At 61.8% G+C, this 22,058-nt stretch carries 20 protein-coding genes; 12 read left to right on the top strand and 8 right to left on the bottom strand.

The features are described 5' to 3' along the window. Positions 1–359: 359 nt before the first annotated feature. The 4 genes from lhpI to GGD50_RS26635 all read left to right on the top strand — a co-directional run bounded on the left by lhpI (position 360) and on the right by GGD50_RS26635 (position 5,786). Positions 360–1,310, top strand: a complete 951-nt coding sequence (gene lhpI / locus GGD50_RS26620) for a bifunctional Delta(1)-pyrroline-2-carboxylate/Delta(1)-piperideine-2-carboxylate reductase (protein WP_107106425.1) — start codon at positions 360–362, stop codon at positions 1,308–1,310. Between the two features lie 5 nt (positions 1,311–1,315). Continuing rightward, positions 1,316–3,784 (top strand): ATP-dependent helicase HrpB, encoded by a 2,469-nt coding sequence (gene hrpB / locus GGD50_RS26625; protein WP_107106611.1) that lies wholly within the window; start codon positions 1,316–1,318, stop codon positions 3,782–3,784. Between the two features lie 2 nt (positions 3,785–3,786). Continuing rightward, positions 3,787–5,124, top strand: a complete 1,338-nt coding sequence (locus GGD50_RS26630) for an ActS/PrrB/RegB family redox-sensitive histidine kinase (protein WP_107106424.1) — start codon at positions 3,787–3,789, stop codon at positions 5,122–5,124. Between the two features lie 74 nt (positions 5,125–5,198). Beyond that, positions 5,199–5,786, top strand: a complete 588-nt coding sequence (locus tag GGD50_RS26635) for an ActR/PrrA/RegA family redox response regulator transcription factor (RefSeq protein WP_107106610.1) — start codon at positions 5,199–5,201, stop codon at positions 5,784–5,786. A 3-nt stretch (positions 5,787–5,789) separates the two neighbouring features. On the opposite strand, the gene GGD50_RS26640 is transcribed toward GGD50_RS26635, so the two are convergent. Next, positions 5,790–6,278 carry an MmcB family DNA repair protein gene (locus GGD50_RS26640; RefSeq protein ID WP_107106423.1) on the bottom strand — a complete coding sequence of 163 codons (489 nt, stop codon included), beginning with the start codon at positions 6,276–6,278 and terminating at the stop codon, positions 5,790–5,792. Between the two features lie 181 nt (positions 6,279–6,459). On the opposite strand from GGD50_RS26640, the gene GGD50_RS26645 reads away from it, so the two are divergent. Further along, on the top strand, positions 6,460–7,134 hold the full coding sequence (locus GGD50_RS26645) for a L,D-transpeptidase (RefSeq protein WP_107106422.1): 675 nt from the start codon (positions 6,460–6,462) through the stop codon (positions 7,132–7,134). Positions 7,135–7,387: 253 nt separating this feature from the next. Here GGD50_RS26645 and GGD50_RS26650 read toward each other — a convergent pair whose 3' ends face one another. The 6 genes from GGD50_RS26650 to hslV all read right to left on the bottom strand — a co-directional run bounded on the left by GGD50_RS26650 (position 7,388) and on the right by hslV (position 16,480). After that, the gene (locus GGD50_RS26650; RefSeq protein ID WP_107106421.1) at positions 7,388–9,556 is read right to left on the bottom strand and encodes a malate synthase G; all 2,169 of its coding nucleotides are present in this window, start codon (positions 9,554–9,556) and stop codon (positions 7,388–7,390) included. Positions 9,557–9,673: 117 nt separating this feature from the next. Then, a complete protein-coding gene (locus GGD50_RS26655) occupies positions 9,674–11,677 on the bottom strand; it encodes a hydantoinase/oxoprolinase N-terminal domain-containing protein (RefSeq protein ID WP_107106420.1) in 2,004 nt (667 codons plus the stop codon). A 313-nt stretch (positions 11,678–11,990) separates the two neighbouring features. Next, positions 11,991–13,385: a cytochrome P450 gene (locus tag GGD50_RS26660; RefSeq protein WP_107106419.1), complete on the bottom strand. Its 1,395-nt coding sequence runs from the start codon at positions 13,383–13,385 to the stop codon at positions 11,991–11,993. Positions 13,386–13,432: 47 nt separating this feature from the next. Beyond that, positions 13,433–14,386 carry a DUF1402 family protein gene (locus GGD50_RS26665; protein ID WP_107106418.1) on the bottom strand — a complete coding sequence of 318 codons (954 nt, stop codon included), beginning with the start codon at positions 14,384–14,386 and terminating at the stop codon, positions 13,433–13,435. A gap of 215 nt (positions 14,387–14,601) precedes the next feature. Beyond that, positions 14,602–15,909: an ATP-dependent protease ATPase subunit HslU gene (gene hslU / locus GGD50_RS26670; protein WP_107106417.1), complete on the bottom strand. Its 1,308-nt coding sequence runs from the start codon at positions 15,907–15,909 to the stop codon at positions 14,602–14,604. 43 nt (positions 15,910–15,952) lie between these two features. Beyond that, complete coding sequence (hslV, locus tag GGD50_RS26675) at positions 15,953–16,480, bottom strand: ATP-dependent protease subunit HslV (protein WP_107106416.1); 528 nt, start codon at positions 16,478–16,480, stop codon at positions 15,953–15,955. Between the two features lie 215 nt (positions 16,481–16,695). Between hslV and hisB the strand changes: the two genes are divergently transcribed. The 7 genes from hisB to coaA are packed head-to-tail and all read left to right on the top strand — an operon-like array spanning position 16,696 to position 21,351. After that, positions 16,696–17,304 (top strand): imidazoleglycerol-phosphate dehydratase HisB, encoded by a 609-nt coding sequence (hisB, locus tag GGD50_RS26680; RefSeq protein WP_107106609.1) that lies wholly within the window; start codon positions 16,696–16,698, stop codon positions 17,302–17,304. A gap of 25 nt (positions 17,305–17,329) precedes the next feature. Next, positions 17,330–17,812, top strand: coding sequence for a DUF2628 domain-containing protein (locus GGD50_RS26685; RefSeq protein WP_107106415.1), 483 nt, complete (start codon positions 17,330–17,332; stop codon positions 17,810–17,812). A 2-nt stretch (positions 17,813–17,814) separates the two neighbouring features. Next, positions 17,815–18,465, top strand: a complete 651-nt coding sequence (hisH, locus tag GGD50_RS26690; RefSeq protein WP_107106414.1) for an imidazole glycerol phosphate synthase subunit HisH — start codon at positions 17,815–17,817, stop codon at positions 18,463–18,465. A gap of 25 nt (positions 18,466–18,490) precedes the next feature. Continuing rightward, on the top strand, positions 18,491–19,234 hold the full coding sequence (hisA, locus tag GGD50_RS26695) for a 1-(5-phosphoribosyl)-5-[(5-phosphoribosylamino)methylideneamino]imidazole-4-carboxamide isomerase (RefSeq protein WP_107106413.1): 744 nt from the start codon (positions 18,491–18,493) through the stop codon (positions 19,232–19,234). Beyond that, positions 19,231–20,019: an imidazole glycerol phosphate synthase subunit HisF gene (hisF, locus tag GGD50_RS26700; protein ID WP_107106412.1), complete on the top strand. Its 789-nt coding sequence runs from the start codon at positions 19,231–19,233 to the stop codon at positions 20,017–20,019. Before hisA ends, hisF begins: the two co-directional genes overlap by 4 nt. Positions 20,020–20,034: 15 nt before the next feature. Continuing rightward, on the top strand, positions 20,035–20,349 hold the full coding sequence (locus GGD50_RS26705; RefSeq protein WP_028753836.1) for a phosphoribosyl-ATP diphosphatase: 315 nt from the start codon (positions 20,035–20,037) through the stop codon (positions 20,347–20,349). Between the two features lie 6 nt (positions 20,350–20,355). Then, complete coding sequence (gene coaA, locus GGD50_RS26710; protein ID WP_107106411.1) at positions 20,356–21,351, top strand: type I pantothenate kinase; 996 nt, start codon at positions 20,356–20,358, stop codon at positions 21,349–21,351. 3 nt (positions 21,352–21,354) lie between these two features. Here the strand turns inward: coaA and GGD50_RS26715 are convergent, their stop codons facing one another. After that, positions 21,355–21,963: an alpha-ketoglutarate-dependent dioxygenase AlkB gene (locus GGD50_RS26715; RefSeq protein ID WP_107106410.1), complete on the bottom strand. Its 609-nt coding sequence runs from the start codon at positions 21,961–21,963 to the stop codon at positions 21,355–21,357. Between the last annotated feature and the right edge of the window lie 95 nt (positions 21,964–22,058).

The raw sequence follows: 22,058 nt of genomic DNA on the forward strand, positions 1-22,058 counted from the left end.
CAGGAAACTCTAGAGCGAGAGACTTCGTCGCCAGCAGCGCCGCCGCCCTCGTCAGTGATCGGGCTTATAGACCCCCCACCCGAACATAGTCAACACCCTCTCTGTAAAAATTCTGACATTTTTGTAAGTGACTGATTTTGTTGGGGGATTTTTCAATGTATAAAACTTGGCGGGAAAATCGCCCGCTTGAGGGCCATTTTCCGGATTCATTTTACGGGTTCTCGCAGATTCCCGTCTTCACGGAGGAAATGGAGCGCCAAGCCAGCTTTCAAGCCCGGCTTCGGGCCGGTGCCTGTGCCGCTAATTGCCAGTTTATCGCCCAGGACCTAATAGAGAGCTGAGCAATGAAGGAGCTGATAATGTTGGTTCTCGACGAAGAGCAGACGCGTTCGGCGCTAGCCTTGCCAGCGCTGATCGAGGCGATCGCCACGATGTTTGCCGGCGGCTGCGTCATGCCGGTACGGCATCACCACGATATGGAGGTGCCCGGCGAAAGCAATGCGACGCTGTTGCTGATGCCGGCCTGGCTGCCGGGGCAATATATGGGCGTGAAGATGGTTTCGGTTTTCCCGGGCAATGCCGGGCGCACACTGCCGGCAATCTTCGGAACCTATTTGCTTTCCTCCGGCAGGACGGGCGAGATGCTGGCGGCGATCGACGGCGGCGAACTCACGGCACGGCGAACAGCGGCCACCTCGGCACTGGCGGCCCGCTATCTCGCACGCGCGGATGCGGAAGAACTGCTGATCTGCGGTACGGGGCGGCTATCGCTCAACCTGATCCAGGCGCATGCCGAGGGACGGGAGCTGAAGCGGATCGGCATATGGGGCCGCGATCGCAGTAAGGCACAACAGGTGGCGGATCAGGCGCGTGCCTTTGGTTTGACCGTGCAGGTGATCACCGATCTGGAAGCGGCTGCTGGCAGCGCCGACATCATCTCCTGCGGCACGCTGTCGAGCACGCCGGTCGTCCTCGGGGAATGGCTGAAGCCGGGAGCGCACCTCGATCTTGTCGGCGGCTTCAAGCCGGATATGCGCGAGACGGACGATACGTCGATCCGGCGAGCGCAGGTCTTCGTCGATACGCGCGCCGGCGCAATGAAGGAAGCTGGTGATATCGTGCAGCCGCTGAAAAGCGGCGTGCTGACGGAAGATGCGATCCACGCGGAGCTCAGCGAGCTCGTACGCGGGACGCGGCCGGGGCGTACCAATGACGACGATATAACCCTGTTCAAATCTGTGGGTGCGGCGCTCGAAGATCTCGCCGGTGCGATCCTCGCCTATGAACATATGCGAGGCGACAGGGCGTGACGCGCATGACACCTTCGCTGCCCGAGCTGCCGGTCTCGCACGTGCTCGCCGATATCGGCGCAGCGCTCGCGGACGAGCGGCGCGCGGTTTTGTCAGCGCCTCCCGGCGCCGGCAAGACGACGCTGGTGCCGCTTTATCTGCTGGGTCAGGGCTGGCGCGGCGACGGAAGAATCATCCTGTTGGAGCCGCGACGGCTCGCGGCAAGGGCCGCGGCGGCGCGCATGGCCTCGCTGCTCAGCGAGCAGGTGGGTGATACTGTCGGCTACCGCATGCGGCTCGACAACCGGGTTTCGGCAAAGACGCGCATCGAGGTGGTGACGGAAGGCGTGTTCGCGCGGATGATCCTCGACGATCCCGAACTATCCGGCGTCTCCACGGTCATCTTCGACGAATTCCATGAACGCTCGCTGGATGCGGATTTCGGCCTGGCACTGGCGCTGGACGTACAATCGGCGCTCCGCGAGGATCTGCGTATCCTCGTGATGTCGGCAACCCTCGATGTCGAACGCGTCGCTGCCCTGCTCGGGCGTCCGCCCGTCATCGAAAGCATGGGCCGCAGCTTCCCGATCGACATCCGCCATCAAGACCGGCCGGCCGGCGAGCGGATCGAGGACACGGTAACACGGGCGATTCTCGACGCGCATGCAACGGAACAGGGGTCGATCCTCGCCTTCCTGCCCGGACAGGCGGAAATCACCCGCACGGTGGAAAGGCTTGAAGGCCTGATAGCGCCGGAGACCGTGATCGCGCCGCTTTATGGCAATCTCGGACAGAAGGAACAGGACGCGGCGATCCGTCCGGCGCCCAAAGGCACGCGCAAGATCGTGCTGGCGACGTCGATCGCCGAGACGTCGATCACCATCGACGGCGTGCGCATCATCATCGATAGCGGCCTGCAGCGGCTGCCCGTCTTCGAAGCGTCGACTGGCATCACCCGGCTGGAGACGGTGCGGGTATCGCGGGCTTCCGCCGATCAGCGTGCCGGCCGCGCGGGACGAACCGAGCCCGGTATTGCGATCCGATTGTGGCATCCCGGCCAGACGGCGGCGCTGCCGGCCTTCACGCCGCCGCAGATCCTCTCCAGCGATCTTTCCGGGCTGGCGCTCGATCTTGCTCATTGGGGCGTACAGGACCCTTCAACACTTGCCTTTGTCGATCAACCACCGGCGACGACCCTTGCCGAGGCACGCGCGATGTTGCGGCAATTGGGGGCTCTGGACGCCGAAAACGGACTGACCACGCGCGGGCGGCTGATGCGCGATCTAGCCTTGCCGCCGCGGCTTTCGGCCATGGTGATCTCGGCAGCGGAATTCGGCCAGGCGCGAGAGGCAGCGATGCTCGCCGTACTGCTGACGGAACAGGGGCTGGGCGGACAGAGCATCGATCTGGAAGAGCGCCTGCGGCGGTTCAAGACGGAAAAGGGCGAGAGGGCCGAGGCATCGCGCCGGCTGGCCGGGCGGTTGGCTGCAGCAGCCGGCGAAGGCAAGGCTGCGGCTACGGGAGTACCTATATTGGCCGGCGCATTGCTGCTGCATGCCTTCCCAGACCGTATCGCCCTGCAGCGTGGCGGACGCGGGCGCTTTGTCATGGCGAACGGGCGCGGCGCCGAATTGCCGGAGACGGAACGCCTGGCCGGTTCGCCGATGCTGGTGATTGCCGATCTGACCGGCCGGGCGGCGCAGGCTCGTATCCTGGCGGCAGCGGAAATTGCGCGAGCTGACGTCGAGGAGCATTTGCCGGGCGAAATCCGCACGGAAGACCAGAGCGTCTTCGACAAGGCCAGCCGGCAGGTGCGCGCCCGCCGCGTCACGCGGCTCGGCGCCATCATCTTCGAGGAAACGCCTTTGCCGAGACCGACCGGCGAGCAGGCCGCAAAGGCGCTGGCCGACGGCATTCGCGAGCTTGGGCTCGGCGTCCTGCCCTTTTCGAAGGAGGCGACGCAATTGCGCGAGCGGATCGGCTTCCTGCACCGGACGATCGGGGAGCCGTGGCCAAACATGAGCGACGAAGCCCTGCTTTCGCAGTTGGACGAATGGTTCACGCCGTTCCAGACCGAGGCACGCGGCCTTTCCGACATCTCGGCTGGCGGGCTTTCCAATGGGCTGATGTCATTGGTGCCGCATGAGCTGCAGCGCGACCTTGGTCGGATGGCGCCGACGCATTTCGAAGCCCCGACCGGCCAACGCCATCCGATCCAATATGAAGGCGAGGAACCGCTGCTGACGATCCGCGTTCAAGAGCTTTTCGGGTTGAAGCAGCATCCGGCCGTCGGCGGTGGGCGGCTGCCGCTGGTGCTGGAACTGACGTCGCCGGCGCACCGGCCGATCCAGACGACGCGCGATCTGCCCGGCTTCTGGGCCGGGTCATGGAAAGACGTGCGCGCCGACATGCGCGGACGCTACCCCCGGCACCCCTGGCCGGAGGATCCGGCAGATGCTTTGCCGACGACAAGAGCCAAGCCGCGTGGTACCTGAGAATGGCCCGTTTCTTCAGAGGATTGGACAAGATGGCGGATGCGGACGCCAAGCCGCAGGACGATCACCACACCAGCCGGCGGCTCAGGCTGCAGACGCTGGTGCGGCTGCGCTGGCTTGCGGTCGGCGGCCAGACGGTGACGGTGATGATCGTCGCCTTCTGGCTGAAATTTCCGCTGCCGCTGCTCGCCTGCTGCGTCTTGATCGCCTGCCTTGCCTGGATCAACTTCTTCCTGACGCTGCGCTATCCGCCGACGCACCGCCTGGAGCCGCCGGCCGCCTTTGCGCTGCTCGGCCTCGATCTTCTGCAGCTTTGCGGGTTGCTCTTGATCACCGGCGGGCTTGCCAACCCCTTTTCTGCGCTGGTCTGCGTCCCTGTCATCATTTCCTTTGCCTCACAGCCGATCCGCTACAGCATGACGCTGATCGTGCTGGCGATGATCTGCATCACCGGCCTTGCCTTCTCGCCTTTTCCGCTGCCCTGGTATGACGGCGTCGAGATCAATGTTCACAGCGTGATGCAGCTCGGCGTCTGGTGTTCGATCGCCTCGACCATGGCCTTTGCCGCCTTCTACGCCTACCGCGTCTCCATGGAGGCGACGCAGCTTGCCGATGCGCTGTCGGCGACGGAACTGGTGCTGCAGCGGGAAAAGCATCTGTCACAGCTCGACGGACTGGCAGCCGCGGCGGCGCACGAACTCGGCACACCGTTGGCAACCATCAGCGTCGTCGCCAAGGAGATGGAACGCGAACTCAGGGAGGACGACCGCTTCCGCGAGGATGTGGCGCTGCTGCGGAGCCAGAGCGAGCGGTGCCGCGACATCCTGCGACGGCTGACGACACTCTCCTCCGAGGACGAGGCGCATATGCGACGGCTGACGCTGTCATCGATGATGGAGGAGATCATCGCGCCGCACCGCGAATTCGGCATCAAGCTGGAGCTGATCGAAAAAAGCCCACGGGTCGGCGAACCCGTGCTGAACCGCAATGCCGGCATCATGTACGGGCTTGGCAATCTCATCGAAAACGCCGTCGACTACGCCCGAAAGAAAGTGACCGTCACGGTAGAATACGATCCCAATACGCTGGCGATCGTCATCGAGGACGACGGCAACGGTTATTCTGCCGATATCTTGACGCGGATCGGCGAGCCCTATGTCACGACACGGCAGCGCGACGATACGGCCGGCGGCCTCGGACTAGGCCTATTCATCGCCAAAACCCTGCTGGAGCGTTCGGGTGCAGTGCTTATCTTCGGCAATCGAGATCCGGAAACGCCGGGTGCGCGCATCCGCATCGAATGGCCGCGCATGTTAATCGACAGTAATTCGACAAAATGAATTTCACGGCTTAAAACACCGGTCGTTAAAGTCAGTAGGACTATGCAGGCGGTTTGTCGCCGGGATTGAACATGATGACGGATAAAGAGCTGACCGACCCTCATGCGGGGGCCAAGGACATCGCGGACCATATCGGCCCCGACGCGACATTGCTGATCGTCGACGACGACGGACCCTTTCTGCGCCGGCTGGCGCGCGCCATGGAGACACGCGGCTTTGCGGTCGATACGGCGGAATCAGTGGCGGAAGGCGTTGCCAAATCCAAGACCAATCCGCCGAAATACGCCGTAGTCGATCTCCGTCTGGGGGATGGTACCGGCCTGGACGTTATCGAGGCAATCCGGCAACGGCGCGACGACACGCATATCGTGGTGCTGACCGGCTACGGCAATATCGCAACGGCAGTCACCGCGGTGAAGCTCGGTGCGCTCGATTATCTGGCCAAGCCCGCGGATGCCGACGACGTCTATGCGGCACTGACGCAGCGGCCAGGCGAAAAGGCCGAAGTGCCGGAAAATCCGATGTCGGCCGATCGGGTTCGCTGGGAGCATATCCAGCGCGTCTATGAAATGTGCGAACGCAATGTCTCCGAAACGGCCCGCCGCCTCAATATGCATCGCCGCACACTGCAACGCATTCTCGCCAAGCGCGCGCCGAAATAACCTTCATTCAGACGAAAAAGACTTGCCCGTCGCCCATTCGGCCAGCATCAGCCGCTGGGCGGCGGCGCGGGAGAAGTTCAGCGTCACCGACTTGCGCGTGGCCGGCGGCAGGCGATGTTCCGGCGCTTCGCGGATCATGTGCGCGCCGTAGCCATCCGACAGGAAAAGCCCGCAGTCTTCCGGAAAGATATCGAGCGGCACGTCCTTATGCGTCGCGAAGAACAGGCGATCGCAGTGCAGGCGGTAATCCGGCCATTTGCGGTCGACGCGAAAATCCTCGATCGAGGATTTGATCTCGATGATCCAGATCTCGCCTTTTTCGGACAGCGTGATGAGGTCGGCGCGACGGCCGCTGGCGAGCGGCAGTTCCGGCAAGACGGCATGGCGCATCTCGTGCAGTAATAGTTGCACGCCCCTGCGTACAAGCATCGCCCGTTCTGACTGGCGGCCATCTATTAACGGATTGTTATTGTAAACGCTCAAAATCGTCATGAATTGCCTCGGGGACCGAACAAGCGTTGTTGCAAAAAAACCATGTCCCTTTAATTTGCGCAGCGGAGCTATTTTTGTCGCCCCACACCAGCTTGCAAAGCTAAATTTAATAGAAAATAAACCGTAGTCAAAGATGGTTGATACCATCCCATTCCCTGTCACAACTCACCAAGAGACTTCCATGCGCATCCGCAATGCTATGACCGCACTCGGCCTTGTCGCAACGCTTGCCACGGCTGGTTATGCCACCACTGCCGCAGCCACGCCGACCGCTACCGCCAACTCCGCCTCCGACACCGTGAAGACGTTCGACAATGATTACGGCGTCACGAGCGACAACGGCTTCCAACTGCCGGCGATCCCGATCCAGAAGGTGAAGCCGCAGTTCCGCCGCCAGATCGTCTCTTTCAAGTCTGACGAAGCTGCGGGCACGATCATCGTCAACACCCGCGAGCGCCATCTCTATTACATCCTGGGCAACAACGAAGCCATGCGCTACGGCATCGGCGTCGGCAAGCAGGGCTTTGCATGGTCGGGCACGGCATATGTTGCCTGGAAGCAGGAATGGCCGAGCTGGCATCCGCCGAAGGAAATGGCGGTCCGCCGTCCGGAAATCGCCAAGTACGTCGATGACGGCATGAACCCGGGCCTCGAAAATCCGCTCGGCGCCCGCGCCATGTATCTCTACAACGAGAAGGGCCAGGATACGCTGTTCCGCCTGCACGGCACGCCGGAATGGGCTTCGATCGGCACTGCCGCTTCCTCGGGCTGCATCCGCCTGATGAACCAGGACGTCATCGACCTTTACAACCGCGTTCTGCCGGGTCACAGCACCAAGGTCGTCGTGATCCAGTAATCGCTGGTATTATTTAGAATTCAAAAGGCCGCTGGATCGTTGTCCGGCGGCCTTTTTGTTTGGGGTCGATGCTAACCGCCCCGCCCACCCTCGTGGTTCGAGACGGCCCTGCAGGCCTCCGCGCCATGAGGACTGATCTCTTTCCCCAGCCGCAAGACTCTCTCCACCTCGTCCTGAGGCGGCTTGACACTGGAGCGTCAGCGCAAGCGACAAGGCCTCGGAGGATCGGGGCGGCCTCTGGTCGAGAGAAGGGTCACCCCGCCTGCTTCGCCTTCAGTTCGATACGGCGGCGGTGGAGGACCGGTTCGGTGTAGCCGTTGGGCTGCTCACGGCCTTTGAGGACGAGATCAAGTGCCGCCTGGAAGGCGACCGAGCCATCGAAATTGCCGGCCATTGGCATGTAGAGCGGATCGCCGGCGTTCTGCTGGTCAACGACGGCGGCCATGCGCTTCATGGTCTCGACGATCTGCGCTTCGGTAATGACCTTGTGATGCAGCCAGTTGGCCATGTGTTGCGCGGAGATGCGCAGCGTGGCGCGATCCTCCATCAGACCGATATTATTGATATCGGGCACCTTGGAGCAGCCGACGCCCTGATCGACCCAGCGAACGACGTAGCCGAGGATCCCCTGGCAATTATTGTCGATCTCGCGCTGGATTTCTTCCGGCGTCCAGTTCGGGCGAGGCGCGACCGGCACGGAGAGAATATCGGAAAGCTTGGCGCGGGCGCGGCTCTTCAGGCCCTGCTGGACCTCGGCGACGTTGACACGATGATAGTGAGTCGCATGCAGCGTGGCGGCCGTCGGTGACGGCACCCAGGCGGTATTGGCGCCGGCCTTCGGATGCGCGATCTTCTGCTCCAGCATCGCCGCCATCAGATCGGGCATGGCCCACATGCCCTTGCCGATCTGCGCGTGACCGGAGAGGCCGCATTCCAGGCCGATATCGACATTCCAGTTTTCGTAAGCCGCGATCCAGGCGGCCTGCTTCATGTCGCCCTTGCGGATCATCGGGCCGGCTTCCATCGAGGTATGGATTTCATCGCCGGTGCGATCGAGGAAGCCGGTGTTGATGAAGACGACTCGTTCGCTAGCGGCGCGGATCGCCTCCTTGAGGTTGACCGTGGTGCGGCGCTCCTCGTCCATGATACCCATCTTGATGATGTTGCGCGGCATGCCGAGCACATCCTCGACGCGCGAGAAGATCTCGACGGCAAAAGCCACTTCCTCCGGCCCATGCATCTTCGGCTTGACGACATACATGGAGCCGGCGCGGGAATTCTTGCGGCGGCCATTCGGACCGATATCGTAGAAGGCGATCAGGCCGGTGATCATGGCATCCATGATACCCTCGGGCACTTCATGGCCGTCCCGGTCGAGGATCGCCGGATTGGTCATCAGGTGGCCGACATTGCGCACCAGCATCAGCGAGCGGCAATGCAGCTCGAAGTTCGAGCCGTCGGGCGCGGTGTAGGTCACATCCGGATTGAGATGGCGGGTAAAGGTCTTGCCGCCTTTGGAGACTTCTTCCGTCAGGTCACCCTTCATCAGGCCGAGCCAATTGCGATAGACCTCGGCCTTGTCCTCGGCATCGACGGCAGCGATCGAATCTTCGCAGTCCATGATCGCAGTGATCGCCGATTCCAGCCGGACGTCGGAAATAGCAGCCGGATCGGCCTTGCCGATATCGGTACCGGCATCGATGACGATCTCGATGTGAATGCCGTTATTCTTGAGCAGAATATGCGAGGGAGCGCCGACATCGCCGAGATAACCGGCGAAATGCCCAGCATCGGCAAGAGCGACGGCACCTTTCTTCGTTTCGATAACCAATGCACCGCCCTTGACGGCAAAACCGATGACATCCTTCCAGCTCGCACTGGAAAGCGGTGCGGCGGTATCGAGAAAATCCCGCACCCAGGCGATGACCTTCTCGCCGCGCTTCGGATTATAGCCTCTGCCCTTCTCGGCACCATCCGCCTCGGGGATCGCGTCGGTGCCATAGAGCGCATCATAGAGCGAGCCCCAGCGCGCATTGGCGGCGTTCAGCGCATAACGGGCGTTCATGACGGGAACGACGAGCTGCGGGCCGGCGACGGAGGCGATTTCAGGGTCGACATTGGCGGTCGAGACCGAGAAGGCCGGGCCTTCCGGAATGATATAGCCGATCTCACGCAGAAAGGCTTCGTAGGCGGCCATGTCCACGGGCGCGCCGTTCTTGCGGTACCAATCGTCCAGGGCAGCCTGCATACGGTCGCGCTTGGCGAGCAGATCACGGTTCTTCGGAGCAAGGTCGTGCACGATCGCCGAGAAGCCGGCAAAGAAGGTGTCCGGATCGACGCCGGAGCCCGGCAGAGCCTCCTTGACCAGGAAATCATAAAGCACCGGTTCGATCTGAAGCCCGTTCTTGTCAATGCGGCTCATACCATCACTCCTAAGGCCGTCCTACGGCTCAATTTTAACATGCTGCCAGTTTGCGGGCGGTTACGCTCTCCGTCAATTTGGCAATAGTTCGAAAGATTTGTGCTCTTTTAGAAATAATCAATCCGCAGCGATGCGCGGACGGCCGCTGGCGGTGGCGATGAAGCGGGCCTCCACCAGCTTGCGACTGCCCTCGATTTCCGGCGCATCGATCTGTTCGTCCATGACGATGACGGGATCGGCGGCACCATTCAGCCGCGCCTGCGCCATCGCCACCTCGATTGCCCGTTCCCGTGCCACAGAAAAGGTCTTCTGTTCGTCGGTGAAACGCATTGTCTCGCCCGCCCCGTTCAGCACATAGATGCCATCCTCGGGCATGGTGACGAACACCGTGGCGGTGGCGCGAACCTGACCGACGACGGCACCGATTGCGTTGGCCACATCCGAATCAGCGGGAATGGCGCTCTCGCTTGCCAGCATTGCGGCGATGGCGGGGTAATAGACGGGAGCGGAAGCGCCGAGACCGACCAGGGGACGATCGAGCGAAACGGCAAACCGGGCGATGCCCGTTGCGCGGCGAAGAGCGCGGTCGATCGAGATCGATTTAGCCGGATCGAGATGGGTAACGCCATCCTCGGCGAGGCATGCGGCAAGGATGACATCGGCGGATTGCCGGGTCAGGCGATCGACGATCTTTTGCGCCAGTTCCTCCGCCGATGCGGCAAGCGGACGGCCGGAGCCGTCCTTCATCCGCATTGCCAGCGCCAGACCCAGCCGAGCCGCTTCCGCGTTCCATTGGTTTTGCCGGCCGAGCACATGCATGGCGTCTGAGGGCGTGAGACCACTGAGATGCACGAGGCCGCGGGCCACCAGACGGTCCAGGGTCGCTTTCAGCGATGTCGACGTCAGGAGCTGATCGAGCGCTAGGGGAACCGAGCCGATTTTATCGAACAGCGCCTGTTCCAACGGCTGCAGGCCGCTCGCCAAATGATCCGGTACGCCGGTGCGCACGGCAAAACGGCCGACGTGGCGGCCAAGATGCGGAGCGCGCAATTGCTGCTCCAGCACGCCAAGGACCGCTTGGCCATGCACATGCGCAACAAGGCTGAGCGGCAGCAAGCGGCGCGGCCCGAGTTCGAAGGCGGCGACGAGGCCGCGATCGTTGATCTTCACCTCGGAATCGCCACCAAGACCATAGGTGCGCATGGCGACCGCTTCGACCATGGTGCGATAGCCGCCGACCACGGCACCGTCGGCATCGAGCCGCGGCCGGCCGGCCTCCATGACGGCAACATCGGTGGTGGTGCCGCCGATGTCGGAGACCACGGCATCGTCGAGACCGGTGAGATAGCGCGCGCCGACAAGGCTCGCCGCCGGTCCGGAGAGGATCGTCTCGATCGGACGGAGCTTGGCTTCTGCGGCCGAGATCAGCGCGCCATCGCCGCGCACAACCATCATCGGTGCTTCGATGCCACGCTTGGCGAGAAATCCCTCGCAGGCGCCGACCAGGCGGTCGATCATCGACACCAGCCGGGCATTCAGAAGCGTCGTCAGCGCCCGGCGCGGGCCCCCGAGCTTGGAGGAGAGTTCATGGCTGCAGGTCACCGGCAGATGGGAAATCTCGCGGATGCAATCCCGCACCCGGATTTCATGAGCCGGATTCCGCACAGCGAAATAGCCGGCGATCGCGAAGGACGAGACACTCTTCGAAAGCTCCGGCAGCGCTTCTTCCAAAGCGGTCAGATCGAGCGGGTTCTCATTGCCATGGACGTTGTGCCCACCGGGCAGGAACAGCACCGGATCGGACCCCAGCGCCTCGGCCAAGCCGTCACGCTTCAGATCGTCGGGACCGAAACCGATCATTACCAGCCCGGCGCGGCCGCCCTGCCCTTCGACCAGCGCATTGGTGGCGAGCGTCGTCGACAGCGATACGAGGCCGATAGCGGAAACCGGGATGGCAGCCTTGGCGATGACCGCATCGACAGCACCAGCGATACCGACGGCCAAATCATGCCGCGTGGTCAGCGATTTCGCCTTGGCGATCACGCCATCGGCTTCGTGGAAGAGGACGGCATCGGTATAGGTTCCACCGGTATCGATGCCGAGCAGGAAATGAGATATCACGGATAAGTTTACCCTTGAGGAGATGAGTGAGGCGTAAGCGCGGAGCCTATCTCGCCCTTGGCGGGCGAGAAAGCAAAAACTTAGGATTAGGCGGGGGCTTGTCCCCGTCTAATTCTTAGTTTTTGCAAGAGCGGGGGTAGGTAGGGACGCACGGAATCTAGAAATTTGCCTGAACAAGAAACGGACCCCCTCTCTTGCAATTTCAATGGCTTAGAAATTGCGCTGAGCTTTTGAATATGTGGCACGTTCTCCGCCGCAATTCCTAAACCAGTGAAATTGCTTTCTCGCCGCCAGGGGCGAGATAGGCTTCCCCCTACCGCCTTGTTACCCGCATCGGCAGCCCGCCCTGCGGCTGCGTCGTCAGCTTCTGCACCGGCCAGGGATTGGTCTCGTCGGTGAGATCAAACCGGAACCGGTGCATCATGACGGCAAGGGCGATGACCGCTTCCTGCAGGGCGAAGGTGGCTCCGATGCAGACACGCGGGCCGGCGCCGAAGGGCAGGTACTGGAAGCGGTTGATCTTGCCGCGATTTTCCGGAAGGAAGCGTTCGGGCATGAAGGCGCGCGGCTTGTCCCAATAGAGCGCGTGACGATGCAGCGTCCACGGCATGATCAGCACGGTGATATCGGCCGGGATCTCGACGCGCTCCCCGCTTGGGCTTGTCCATTCGTCATCGGCAATCGAAGCGCGATTGATGGACGGCGCCGGCGGATAGAGGCGCATTGCCTCCTCGAAGGCGGCACGGACATTCGGCATCAGGTCGAGCCAGGCGACGGGCTCTGCGCCGGTCGCGAGCACCTGATCGATTTCCGCCTCCATGGCTTCGCGGATATGCGGCGTGTTGGCGACGCAGTAGATCGTCCAGGCCAGCGCTCTCGCGGTCGTCTCATGACCGGCGCCGATGAAGGTGAGGATATTGTCCTCGATCTCCTCCATGGTCAGGCCGTCGGGGCCAGCCTTTTCCAGCAGCAACGTCAGGAAATCGTCGGGAGCGCTGGCGCGATCCCTGCGCATCTTGTCGAGCCGAAGATCCATCGTCTTGCGAACGATGCCACGAAACTTGTCGAGCACCTTCTGGCCGCCGATGCGGGTCAGGCGCGGCACCCAGGAAGGCGCGCGCAGAAGGTCCATCGGATCGACGCGGCCCATGCGATGCAGAAGCTGATTGACGTCATCGGCGAAGTGGCCGCTTTCGGTGACGATCTCACCGGAAAACAGGGTATCGGCGAGGATGGCGAAGGTAAGCTCGGTCATATCGATGGCGATATCGAAGACCTTGCCGTCGCTGCCGGCCTCCTCGTATTTGCGAACATAGGCTTCGCTCTGGCTTAGCATCTGGCCGGCAAAGCCCTGGGCATGGCGCGGCGTGAAGACGGGGGCGACTGCCTTGCGCGAGCGCTTCCAGACCTGGCCTTCCGCGGTCAGCAGGCCATCGCGCAGGATGGGGCGGAGAATGAGCTGGCGGATCTCCGACATGCGGTAATTGGAGGCATTGTCGACCAGCACATGCTTGATCAGGCCGGGATCATTGACGATCAGCGTGTGCTCGCGAAAGAAGCGCGTCATGATCCACGGCAGTGTATAGGAAGGTTCGCCCCATAGTTCCAGCGGATTGCGCAGGATGGTGCGGATGATCGTCAGACGCGACGGCGGGACGGTGCGCGGCGTCGGGGCTGGCGGAGAGAAGGCTTCCGGGATCATGTCCATGAGATCCAATCTCCTCGAAAACCTTATTTTCCAGACAAGTCCCGAGTTTAGAGCAGCGACTTCAGATCGTCCAGCTTATCATTGATAAGCCAGCCATAGTAATTTTCCTCCGGCCAAACCGGCTGCGCCGCGCCCTTGTTCTTGGCGGCAAGTGCTGCAGCCCGCTGGCGGGAATTGCCGACATTATAGAGCGTCGCCGTGACGCCCGGATTACCCGAGATATCCATGCCGGCGATCGAACGGTAGTCATCGATCGACTTGCGGATCGAGGCGGCAACGAAGGCCAGCGACAAATCCGGGTCCATGATGGCCTTGTAGACGCTGCCCGCGTCCTTTTCATCCAGCTTCGGAATGCCGGACGTGCTGCTAACGAGATCGGAAAGCTCCAGCGCCGTCAGCGGATTGACCTGACCGAGGCCGAAGGTCTGGCCGGCATAAAAGGGCTGGAAGAATACGGCGCTGAAACGATTGTCCGGGAAGGATTTGCCACCGACCTTCTTGCCCCGGAAATCGCTTTCCCAGACATCTTCGCGGCAGGTCCAGAGGCCATAGGAGTCCCTTTTGGCCTTGCAGGCGTCGAATTGCGGGCGGGCGACGAAATCGTCGACGTCTTCGCCGTCATAGGCGAAGCGGAAGCTCTGGCCGGCATAGGAGGCGGCTTTGACGTAGTAGGACTGCAGGCCGTCGTAGGCGTCGACATTATAGGTATGTTCGCCGACCAGCGCGCCGATGATGTGGATCGGATCGATGCCGTAGGCGCGCGCCGTCGACTTGATCTTCGACATCAGCCGGGCATCGGTCGCCAGCAGTTCGTGAACCTTCTGGTATTTGCGCTCGAACGTGGAATTCGTGCCCTTGGTGCGGCGCACGGAGGCACCGGGGATCGGGGGCTGCTCGGCGTTGCGGTTGCCCGGCGGCACCATGGCCGCGGCGTCCGCATAGGCCGGAATCCAGGAGAGGCTGACAACCGCCAGAAGAAGGGTGATCAGAATGCGTCGCACGATGGCTGCCCTATCGAAGTTTCATCCGATGTTTCCATGCGGCTGCCTGACGGACAATCTTGGCCGAATAAAGCCATCGCACACAAAGAAACGGGCCCCTAACTAAAAAGTTAACGGCCCGCTGTCGAGTGATTAATATGTCAAGACGCAACTACTGGAGCATCTTATCCGCTCTTCGGGTATTCCACCGGAAAGCGGGATGCTCTCGAACTCCCTTAGAGAATGAAGCGCGACAGGTCGGTATTGGTGGCGAGATCGCCAACATGTTCACGCACATAGTCGGCATCGATGGTCACCGACACGCCAGCGCGATCCGAAGCATTGTAGGAGATATCGTCCAACACCCGCTCCATCACCGTCTGCAGGCGACGGGCGCCGATATTCTCGACGGTGGAGTTGAGGTGCACGGCGACATCGGCCAAAGCGTCGATCGCATCGTCCGTGAAGTCGAGCTTCAGGTTTTCCGTCTCCATCAACGCCTTGTACTGGCGGATGAGGCTGGCTTCCGGCTCCGTCAGGATGCGGCGGAAATCTTCCTTGCTAAGCGGCTTCAGTTCGACACGGATCGGCAGACGACCCTGCAATTCCGGCAGGAGATCCGAAGGCTTCGACACATGGAAGGCGCCAGAGGCGATGAAGAGGATGTGATCGGTCTTCACCGGACCGTATTTGGTCGCAACCGTGGTGCCTTCGACCAGCGGCAGCAGGTCGCGCTGCACGCCTTCGCGCGAAACGCCGGCGCCCATCCCGCCATCGCGGGCGGCGATCTTGTCGATCTCATCCAGGAAGACGATGCCGTCATTCTCGGCAGATTGCACCGCTTCGCGCTGGATCGCCTCATTGTCGATCAGCTTGTCGGATTCATCGCGGATCAGCTCCTTGTAGGAATCCTTCACCGTGGTACGCACCTTCTTGGTGCGGCCGCCCATGGCCTTTCCGAACATTTCGGACAGGTTGAGTACGCCGATATTGGCGCCGGGCATGCCGGGAATTTCGAAGCCGGGCATGCCGGAGCCACTGTCGGCGACTTCGATATCGATTTCCTTGTCGTCCAGTTGGCCCTCGCGCAGCTTCTTGCGGAAGCTGTCGCGCGTTGCCGGCGAGGCGGTTGCGCCGACCAGGGCGTCGAGCACCCGCTCTTCCGCGCTCATATGTGCCTTCGCCTGAACTTCAGCGCGCTTCTTTTCGCGCGCCAGGCCGATGCCGACTTCGACAAGATCGCGAACGATCTGTTCAACGTCGCGGCCGACATAGCCAACCTCGGTGAATTTCGTCGCTTCCACCTTGATGAAAGGGGCACCGGCGAGCTTGGCGAGGCGGCGGGAGATTTCCGTCTTGCCGACGCCCGTCGGGCCGATCATCAGGATGTTCTTGGGCATGACTTCGTCGCGCAGATCGGGCTCGAGCTGCTGGCGGCGCCAGCGGTTGCGCAGCGCAATCGCCACGGCGCGTTTGGCCTCATGCTGGCCGACAATATAGCGGTCGAGTTCGGAAACGATCTCGCGGGGGGAAAAAGTGGTCATTTCGTGTGCTTCCCGTCAGGGCTAGGAACAATCAAGAGAGGAATTAGGACTCGGAGTCGAGCGTTTCGACCACCACGTTGTGATTGGTATAGACGCAGATGTCGGCGGCGATGTCGAGCGCGCGGCGGGCGACGTCCTCGGCCGATTTGTCCGTATCCATCAGAGCGCGGGCGGCGGCGAGCGCAAAATTGCCACCGGAGCCGATTGCCATGGCGCCGTGTTCCGGCTCGAGCACATCGCCGTTGCCGGTGACGGCGAGCGTCACTTGCTTGTCGGCGACCAGCATCATCGCTTCGAGATTGCGCAGATATTTGTCCGTGCGCCAGTCCTTGGCGAGTTCGACGGCGGCGCGCATCAGCTGGCCGGGATATTGTTCGAGCTTCTTTTCAAGCCGCTCGAGGAGCGTAAAGGCATCGGCGGTCGCGCCGGCGAAACCGGCGATCACATCACCCTTGCCGATGCGGCGAACCTTGCGGGCATTGCCCTTCATCACGGTCTGGCCAAGGCTCACCTGGCCATCGCCGGCCATCACTACCTTGCCGCCCTTGCGAATAGTCACAATTGTCGTCATCTAAACACCTGTTTGCCCCCATTTTGGCGGGCTTTCTGCCGGGCCGCGTTTCAGCCCCGTCAGCACCTATGTAAGAGGGCTTTTTGCGATTGCAAATGGCCGCTATTTCGGAATGATGCATGTAAGCCGGCTAGATAAGTCAATACCGACTTAACTTCTGGATATTTGCGGATGTGCCTGATAAGGAACGGCCGTCAATCCCGATGGAGCAGCCCATGGCAGAGACCGTAGCGAGCCGCACGGCAACCGTTTCCCGCAAGACCAACGAGACCTCGGTCTCGGTGTCCGTCAATATCGACGGCAGCGGCAAGTCGACCATTTCGACCGGCGTCGGTTTCTTCGACCATATGCTGGAGCAGCTTTCGCGACATTCGCTGATCGACATGGAGATCGACACCAAGGGTGACCTGCATGTCGACGACCACCATGCGGTCGAGGATACCGGCATCGCCATCGGCCAGGCCATTGCCAAGGCGCTGGGCGACCGGCGCGGCATTACGCGCTATGCATCGATCGATCTCGCCATGGACGAAACAATGACGAAGGCGGCCGTCGATCTGTCCGGCCGGCCCTTCCTCGTCTGGAACGTCGCCTTCAGCACCCCGAAGATCGGCGCATTCGATACCGAACTGGTGCGTGAATTCTTCCAGGCGCTCGCGCAGAATGCCGGCATCACGCTGCATATCCTCAACCACTATGGCGCCAACAATCACCATATTGCCGAGACATGCTTCAAGGCCGTTGCCCGCGCGCTGCGCACGGCAACCGAGATTGATCCGCGGCAGGCAGGCCGCGTGCCCTCGACGAAGGGCACCCTCGCCTGAGCCCCATCATGGGGAAAGTGAAGAGATGGCAAGCTATTTGATTTTGACGCCACCCGGAGGACCGGACAAAAACCAGGCGAGAACGCGCTTCATCCGCGACGGCTTTTCCTGGACGGCGTTTCTGTTTCCGACGTTGTGGATGCTTTTTCATCGGCTGTGGCTGCTGGCGATCGCTGCCTTTCTGCTGGAGGGCATTGCCTGGGAATTGATCAGCCGGCCGGGATTTTTCGCCGCGGGCATCGCAATTCTACTCGGCCTGCGCATCCTCGCTGCGCTCGAAGGCAGCCATGCCGCCTACCGGAACCTCATTGCGGGCGGCTGGAAAACGGAAGGGCTGGTTTCGGCTCCCAATCTGGCGACGGCTGAGGAGATCCATTTCTCCGAAATCGAGCCGAAAGCCGAGGAGAATATTTGCTCGAACAATTGGGATATTCCTTCCTCTCCGAATACTGGCTCAAGCCAGGGCGGACCGAGCTTCGGTCTTCCCGGCTATGATGGAGGACGCTGACCATGCGCGTCGCGATTATCGACTACGGCTCAGGCAACCTGCGCTCGGCCACCAAGGCCTTCGAACGCGCGGCCCGCGAAGCCGGTATCGACACCGAAATCGATCTGACAGACGATGCCGAGCGCGTCGCCACTGCCGATCGCATCGTGCTTCCCGGCGTCGGCGCCTATGCCGACTGCCGCCGCGGGCTCGACGCCGTTTCCGGCATGGCCGATGCGGTGATCGATGTCGTGGAACACAAGGGCCGCCCCTTCCTCGGCATCTGCGTCGGCATGCAGCTCATGTCGTCGCGCGGGCTGGAAAAGACGATCACGCAGGGGTTCGGCTGGATCAAGGGCGACGTCAAGGAGATGACGCCGGATGATCCGACGCTGAAAATCCCGCAGATCGGTTGGAACACGCTGGATCTTCGGCACCCGCATCCCCTCTTCGACGGCATTCCGACCGGACCGGACGGGCTGCACGCCTATTTCGTGCATTCCTACCATCTGGCGGCCGATCATGCTGACGACGTCATCGCCACGACCAGCTATGGCGGTGCGATGACCGCCTTCGTCGGCCGCGACAACATGGCCGGCTCGCAGTTCCATCCGGAAAAGAGCCAGAAGCTCGGCCTCGCCCTGATTGCCAATTTCCTGCGCTGGAAGCCCTGACGCTTCGCGCTTTGAGGACCAAAACATGATCCTTTTCCCCGCCATCGACCTCAAGGACGGCCAGTGCGTGCGCCTCAAGCTCGGCGATATGCAACAGGCGACCGTCTACAACCCCAATCCGGCCGCGCAAGCCAAGGCATTCGAGGATCAGGGCTTCGAGTGGCTGCATGTCGTCGACCTCAACGGCGCCTTTGCCGGCGAGACCGTCAATGGTGCGGCCGTCGACGCCATCCTCAAGGCGACGAAGAACCCGGTGCAGCTCGGCGGCGGCATCCGCACGCTCGACCATATCGAGAACTGGCTGTCGCGCGGGCTTGCTCGCGTCATCCTCGGCACGGTCGCCGTGCGCGATCCGGCGCTGGTGATCGAGGCTTGCAAAAAGTTTCCGGGCCGCGTCGCCGTTGGCATCGACGCCAAGGGCGGCAAGGTGGCGGTCGAGGGCTGGGCGGAAGCCTCCGAACTCGGCATCATCGAATTGGCGAAGAAATTCGAAGGCGCCGGCGTCGCGGCGATCATCTACACCGACATCGACCGCGACGGCATTCTGACCGGCATCAACTGGGCCTCGACACTGGACCTCGCCGAGGCTGTTTCCATCCCCGTCATCGCCTCCGGCGGCCTTGCTTCGCTGGACGATATCCGTCGCATGCTCGAACCGGACGCCCGTAAACTGGAAGGTGCGATTTCCGGCCGCGCGCTTTATGATGGCCGGATCGACCCGAGGGAAGCACTGGCCCTGATCAAGCAGGCCAAGGAGGCAGCGCAATGACCCTGAAAGCCCGCGTCATCCCCTGCCTTGACGTCAAGGACGGCCGCGTCGTCAAGGGCGTCAATTTCCTCAATCTCGTCGATGCCGGCGATCCCGTCGAAGCAGCCAAGGCTTACGACGCCGCTGGTGCCGACGAACTTTGCTTTCTCGACATCACCGCCTCTTCCGACAATCGCGAAACCATTTTCGACGTGGTGGCGCGCACCGCCGAACAATGCTTCATGCCGGTGACGGTCGGCGGCGGCGTCCGCACCATCGCCGATATCCGCAAGCTGCTGCTTTGCGGCGCTGACAAGGTCTCGATCAACTCGGCCGCCGTCAATAATCCGGATTTCGTTGCTGAAGCCGCCGACAAGTTCGGCAATCAATGCATCGTCGTCTCGATCGACGCCAAACGGCGGCGCACCGAGGCGCTCGGCGGCGACAATATGAGCGCCTGGGAGATCTATACACATGGCGGCCGCAACGCGACCGGTATCGACGCCGTCGATTTTGCCCGCAGGATGGTCGAGCGCGGCGCCGGCGAACTGCTCGTCACCTCCATGGACCGCGACGGCACTAAAGTCGGTTACGACCTAGAGCTGACGCGGGCGATCGCGGATGCCGTGCGCGTTCCTGTCATCGCTTCGGGCGGCGTCGGCGATCTCGACGATCTCGTTGCCGGCATCAAGGAAGGCCATGCGACGGCCGTGCTCGCCGCCTCGATTTTCCACTTCGGCACCTATTCGGTCGGCGAAGCGAAACACTATATGTCTCAGCATGGCATCGCCATGCGGCTCGATTAGGAAGGGATGGAACGGATGAGCGGATTTACCCTTTCCGACCTCGAAAAAATCGTCGCCGAGCGCTCCAAGGCGTCGCCGGAGGAATCCTGGACGGCGAAGCTTTTCGCCGCCGGTCAGCCGAAAGCGGCAAAGAAGCTGGGTGAAGAAGCAATCGAGGCCGTCATGGCGGCGGTGACCGGCGATCGCGACAACCTCACCTATGAGGCGGCCGATTTGCTTTATCACCTTATGGTCGTATTGAAGATAGCAGGCATTCCGTTGCAGAATGTCATGGGTGAGCTCGAAAGGCGCACCGCTCAATCCGGCCTTCAGGAGAAGGCCAGCCGGTAGAATGCGATGACGATAGCGACCCACACCCTGCCTCCGCACGAGACGCTCGATATATTTGAGGCGAAAGCCTATTCGCCCTACTATTTCTTTTCTTCGGACGAGTGGTCGAAATTCAGGGCCGATACACCGCTGACGTTGACCGCCGACGAGGTGACGCGGCTCCGCTCCATGGGCGACCCGATCGATCTCGATGAAGTCCGGCGCATCTACCTCTCGCTATCGCGCCTGCTGTCCTCGCATGTGGAATCCTCGCAGATCCTGTTCGAACAGCGCAATCGGTTCCTCAGTCTCTCGGATGTTGCCAAGACGCCCTTTGTCATCGGCATCGCCGGCTCCGTCGCCGTCGGCAAATCCACCACGGCCCGGATCCTGAAGGAATTGCTGCGCCGCTGGCCGTCGAGCCCGAAAGTGGATCTGATCACCACCGACGGCTTCCTGTTTCCGAATGCCGAATTGCAGCGCCGCAACCTGATGCAGCGCAAGGGCTTTCCGGAAAGCTACGATACCGCCGCCCTCCTGCGCTTCCTTTCGGCGATCAAGGCCGGACAGCCGGATGTCAAGGCGCCCTGCTATTCGCACCTCGTCTACGACGTGCTGCCGGACGAATATAAGACCGTCGACCGGCCGGATATCCTGATCTTCGAAGGCATCAACGTGCTGCAATCGCGGCACCTGCCGGCGGACGGCAAGATCGTGCCGATGGTGTCGGATTTCTTCGATTTCTCGATCTATATCGATGCCGATGAGCATCTGATCCACAACTGGTATGTCGCCCGCTTCATGAACCTGCGCGAAACCGCCTTCCGCGACCCCAACTCCTTCTTCCATCGCTACGCCTCGATCACCGAGGAAGAGGCAATCGCGACCGCCGAAGGGCTGTGGAAGAACATCAACCTGAAAAACCTGCGCCAAAACATCCTGCCGACCCGCCCTCGCGCCGACCTCATCCTTCAGAAGGGCAAGAACCATCTGATCGAACAGGTGGCGTTGAGGAAGCTTTAGAAGTTACGGATTCACCCGCCTCAAGGTCAGGTTTATCCGTCCGCCATTCTTCAGCAATGTCGACGTTGCCGGATAGATGCGGTCGACGCCGTGGAAGCAAAGCCTGCCTTCCCCACCGAGAACGACGATATCGCCGCTGGAAAGCTTGAAAGATAGCGTACGATCATTGCGGCTGAGGCCGCCGACGCGGAAGAGGCAGGTATTGCCGAGCGAGATCGAGAGCACGGGTGCCGCCAGATCCTGTTCGTCGCGATCCTGATGCAGGCCCATGCGGGCATCGTCATCGTAGAAATTGACCAGACACGCTTCCGGCGGCTTTTCATAGCCAGCTATATTGCTCCAAAGGTCGAACAGTTGCGGCGGTATGGCCGGCCAGGGCCTGCCGGTCACCGGGTGGGTCTGCTGGTAACGATAGCCGCGCTGCTTATCCGTCACCCAGCCAAGCGGCCCGCAATTGGTCATGCGCACGGACATTTCCTTGCCGGTGCCGGGCATGGCGGGTGTGTAGAGCGGCGCCTCCGCCACGACAGCGCGGATGGTCTCGACCAACGCTTCCTGGGTGGGGCGGTCGAGATAGCCGGGGAGATGACGAATTCCGTTGGGTAGGAGCATTTTTGTTTCCTGCGGTGGTGCTAGTCAGGTGAATGTACCATCGCCGCGCCTTGTGCATGGCCCCTCTCCCCGCCTTACGGGGCGAGGGAGCTTAC

This window comes from Martinezella paranaensis, from assembly GCF_014200235.1.
Classification (GTDB): domain Bacteria; phylum Pseudomonadota; class Alphaproteobacteria; order Rhizobiales; family Rhizobiaceae; genus Rhizobium; species Rhizobium paranaense.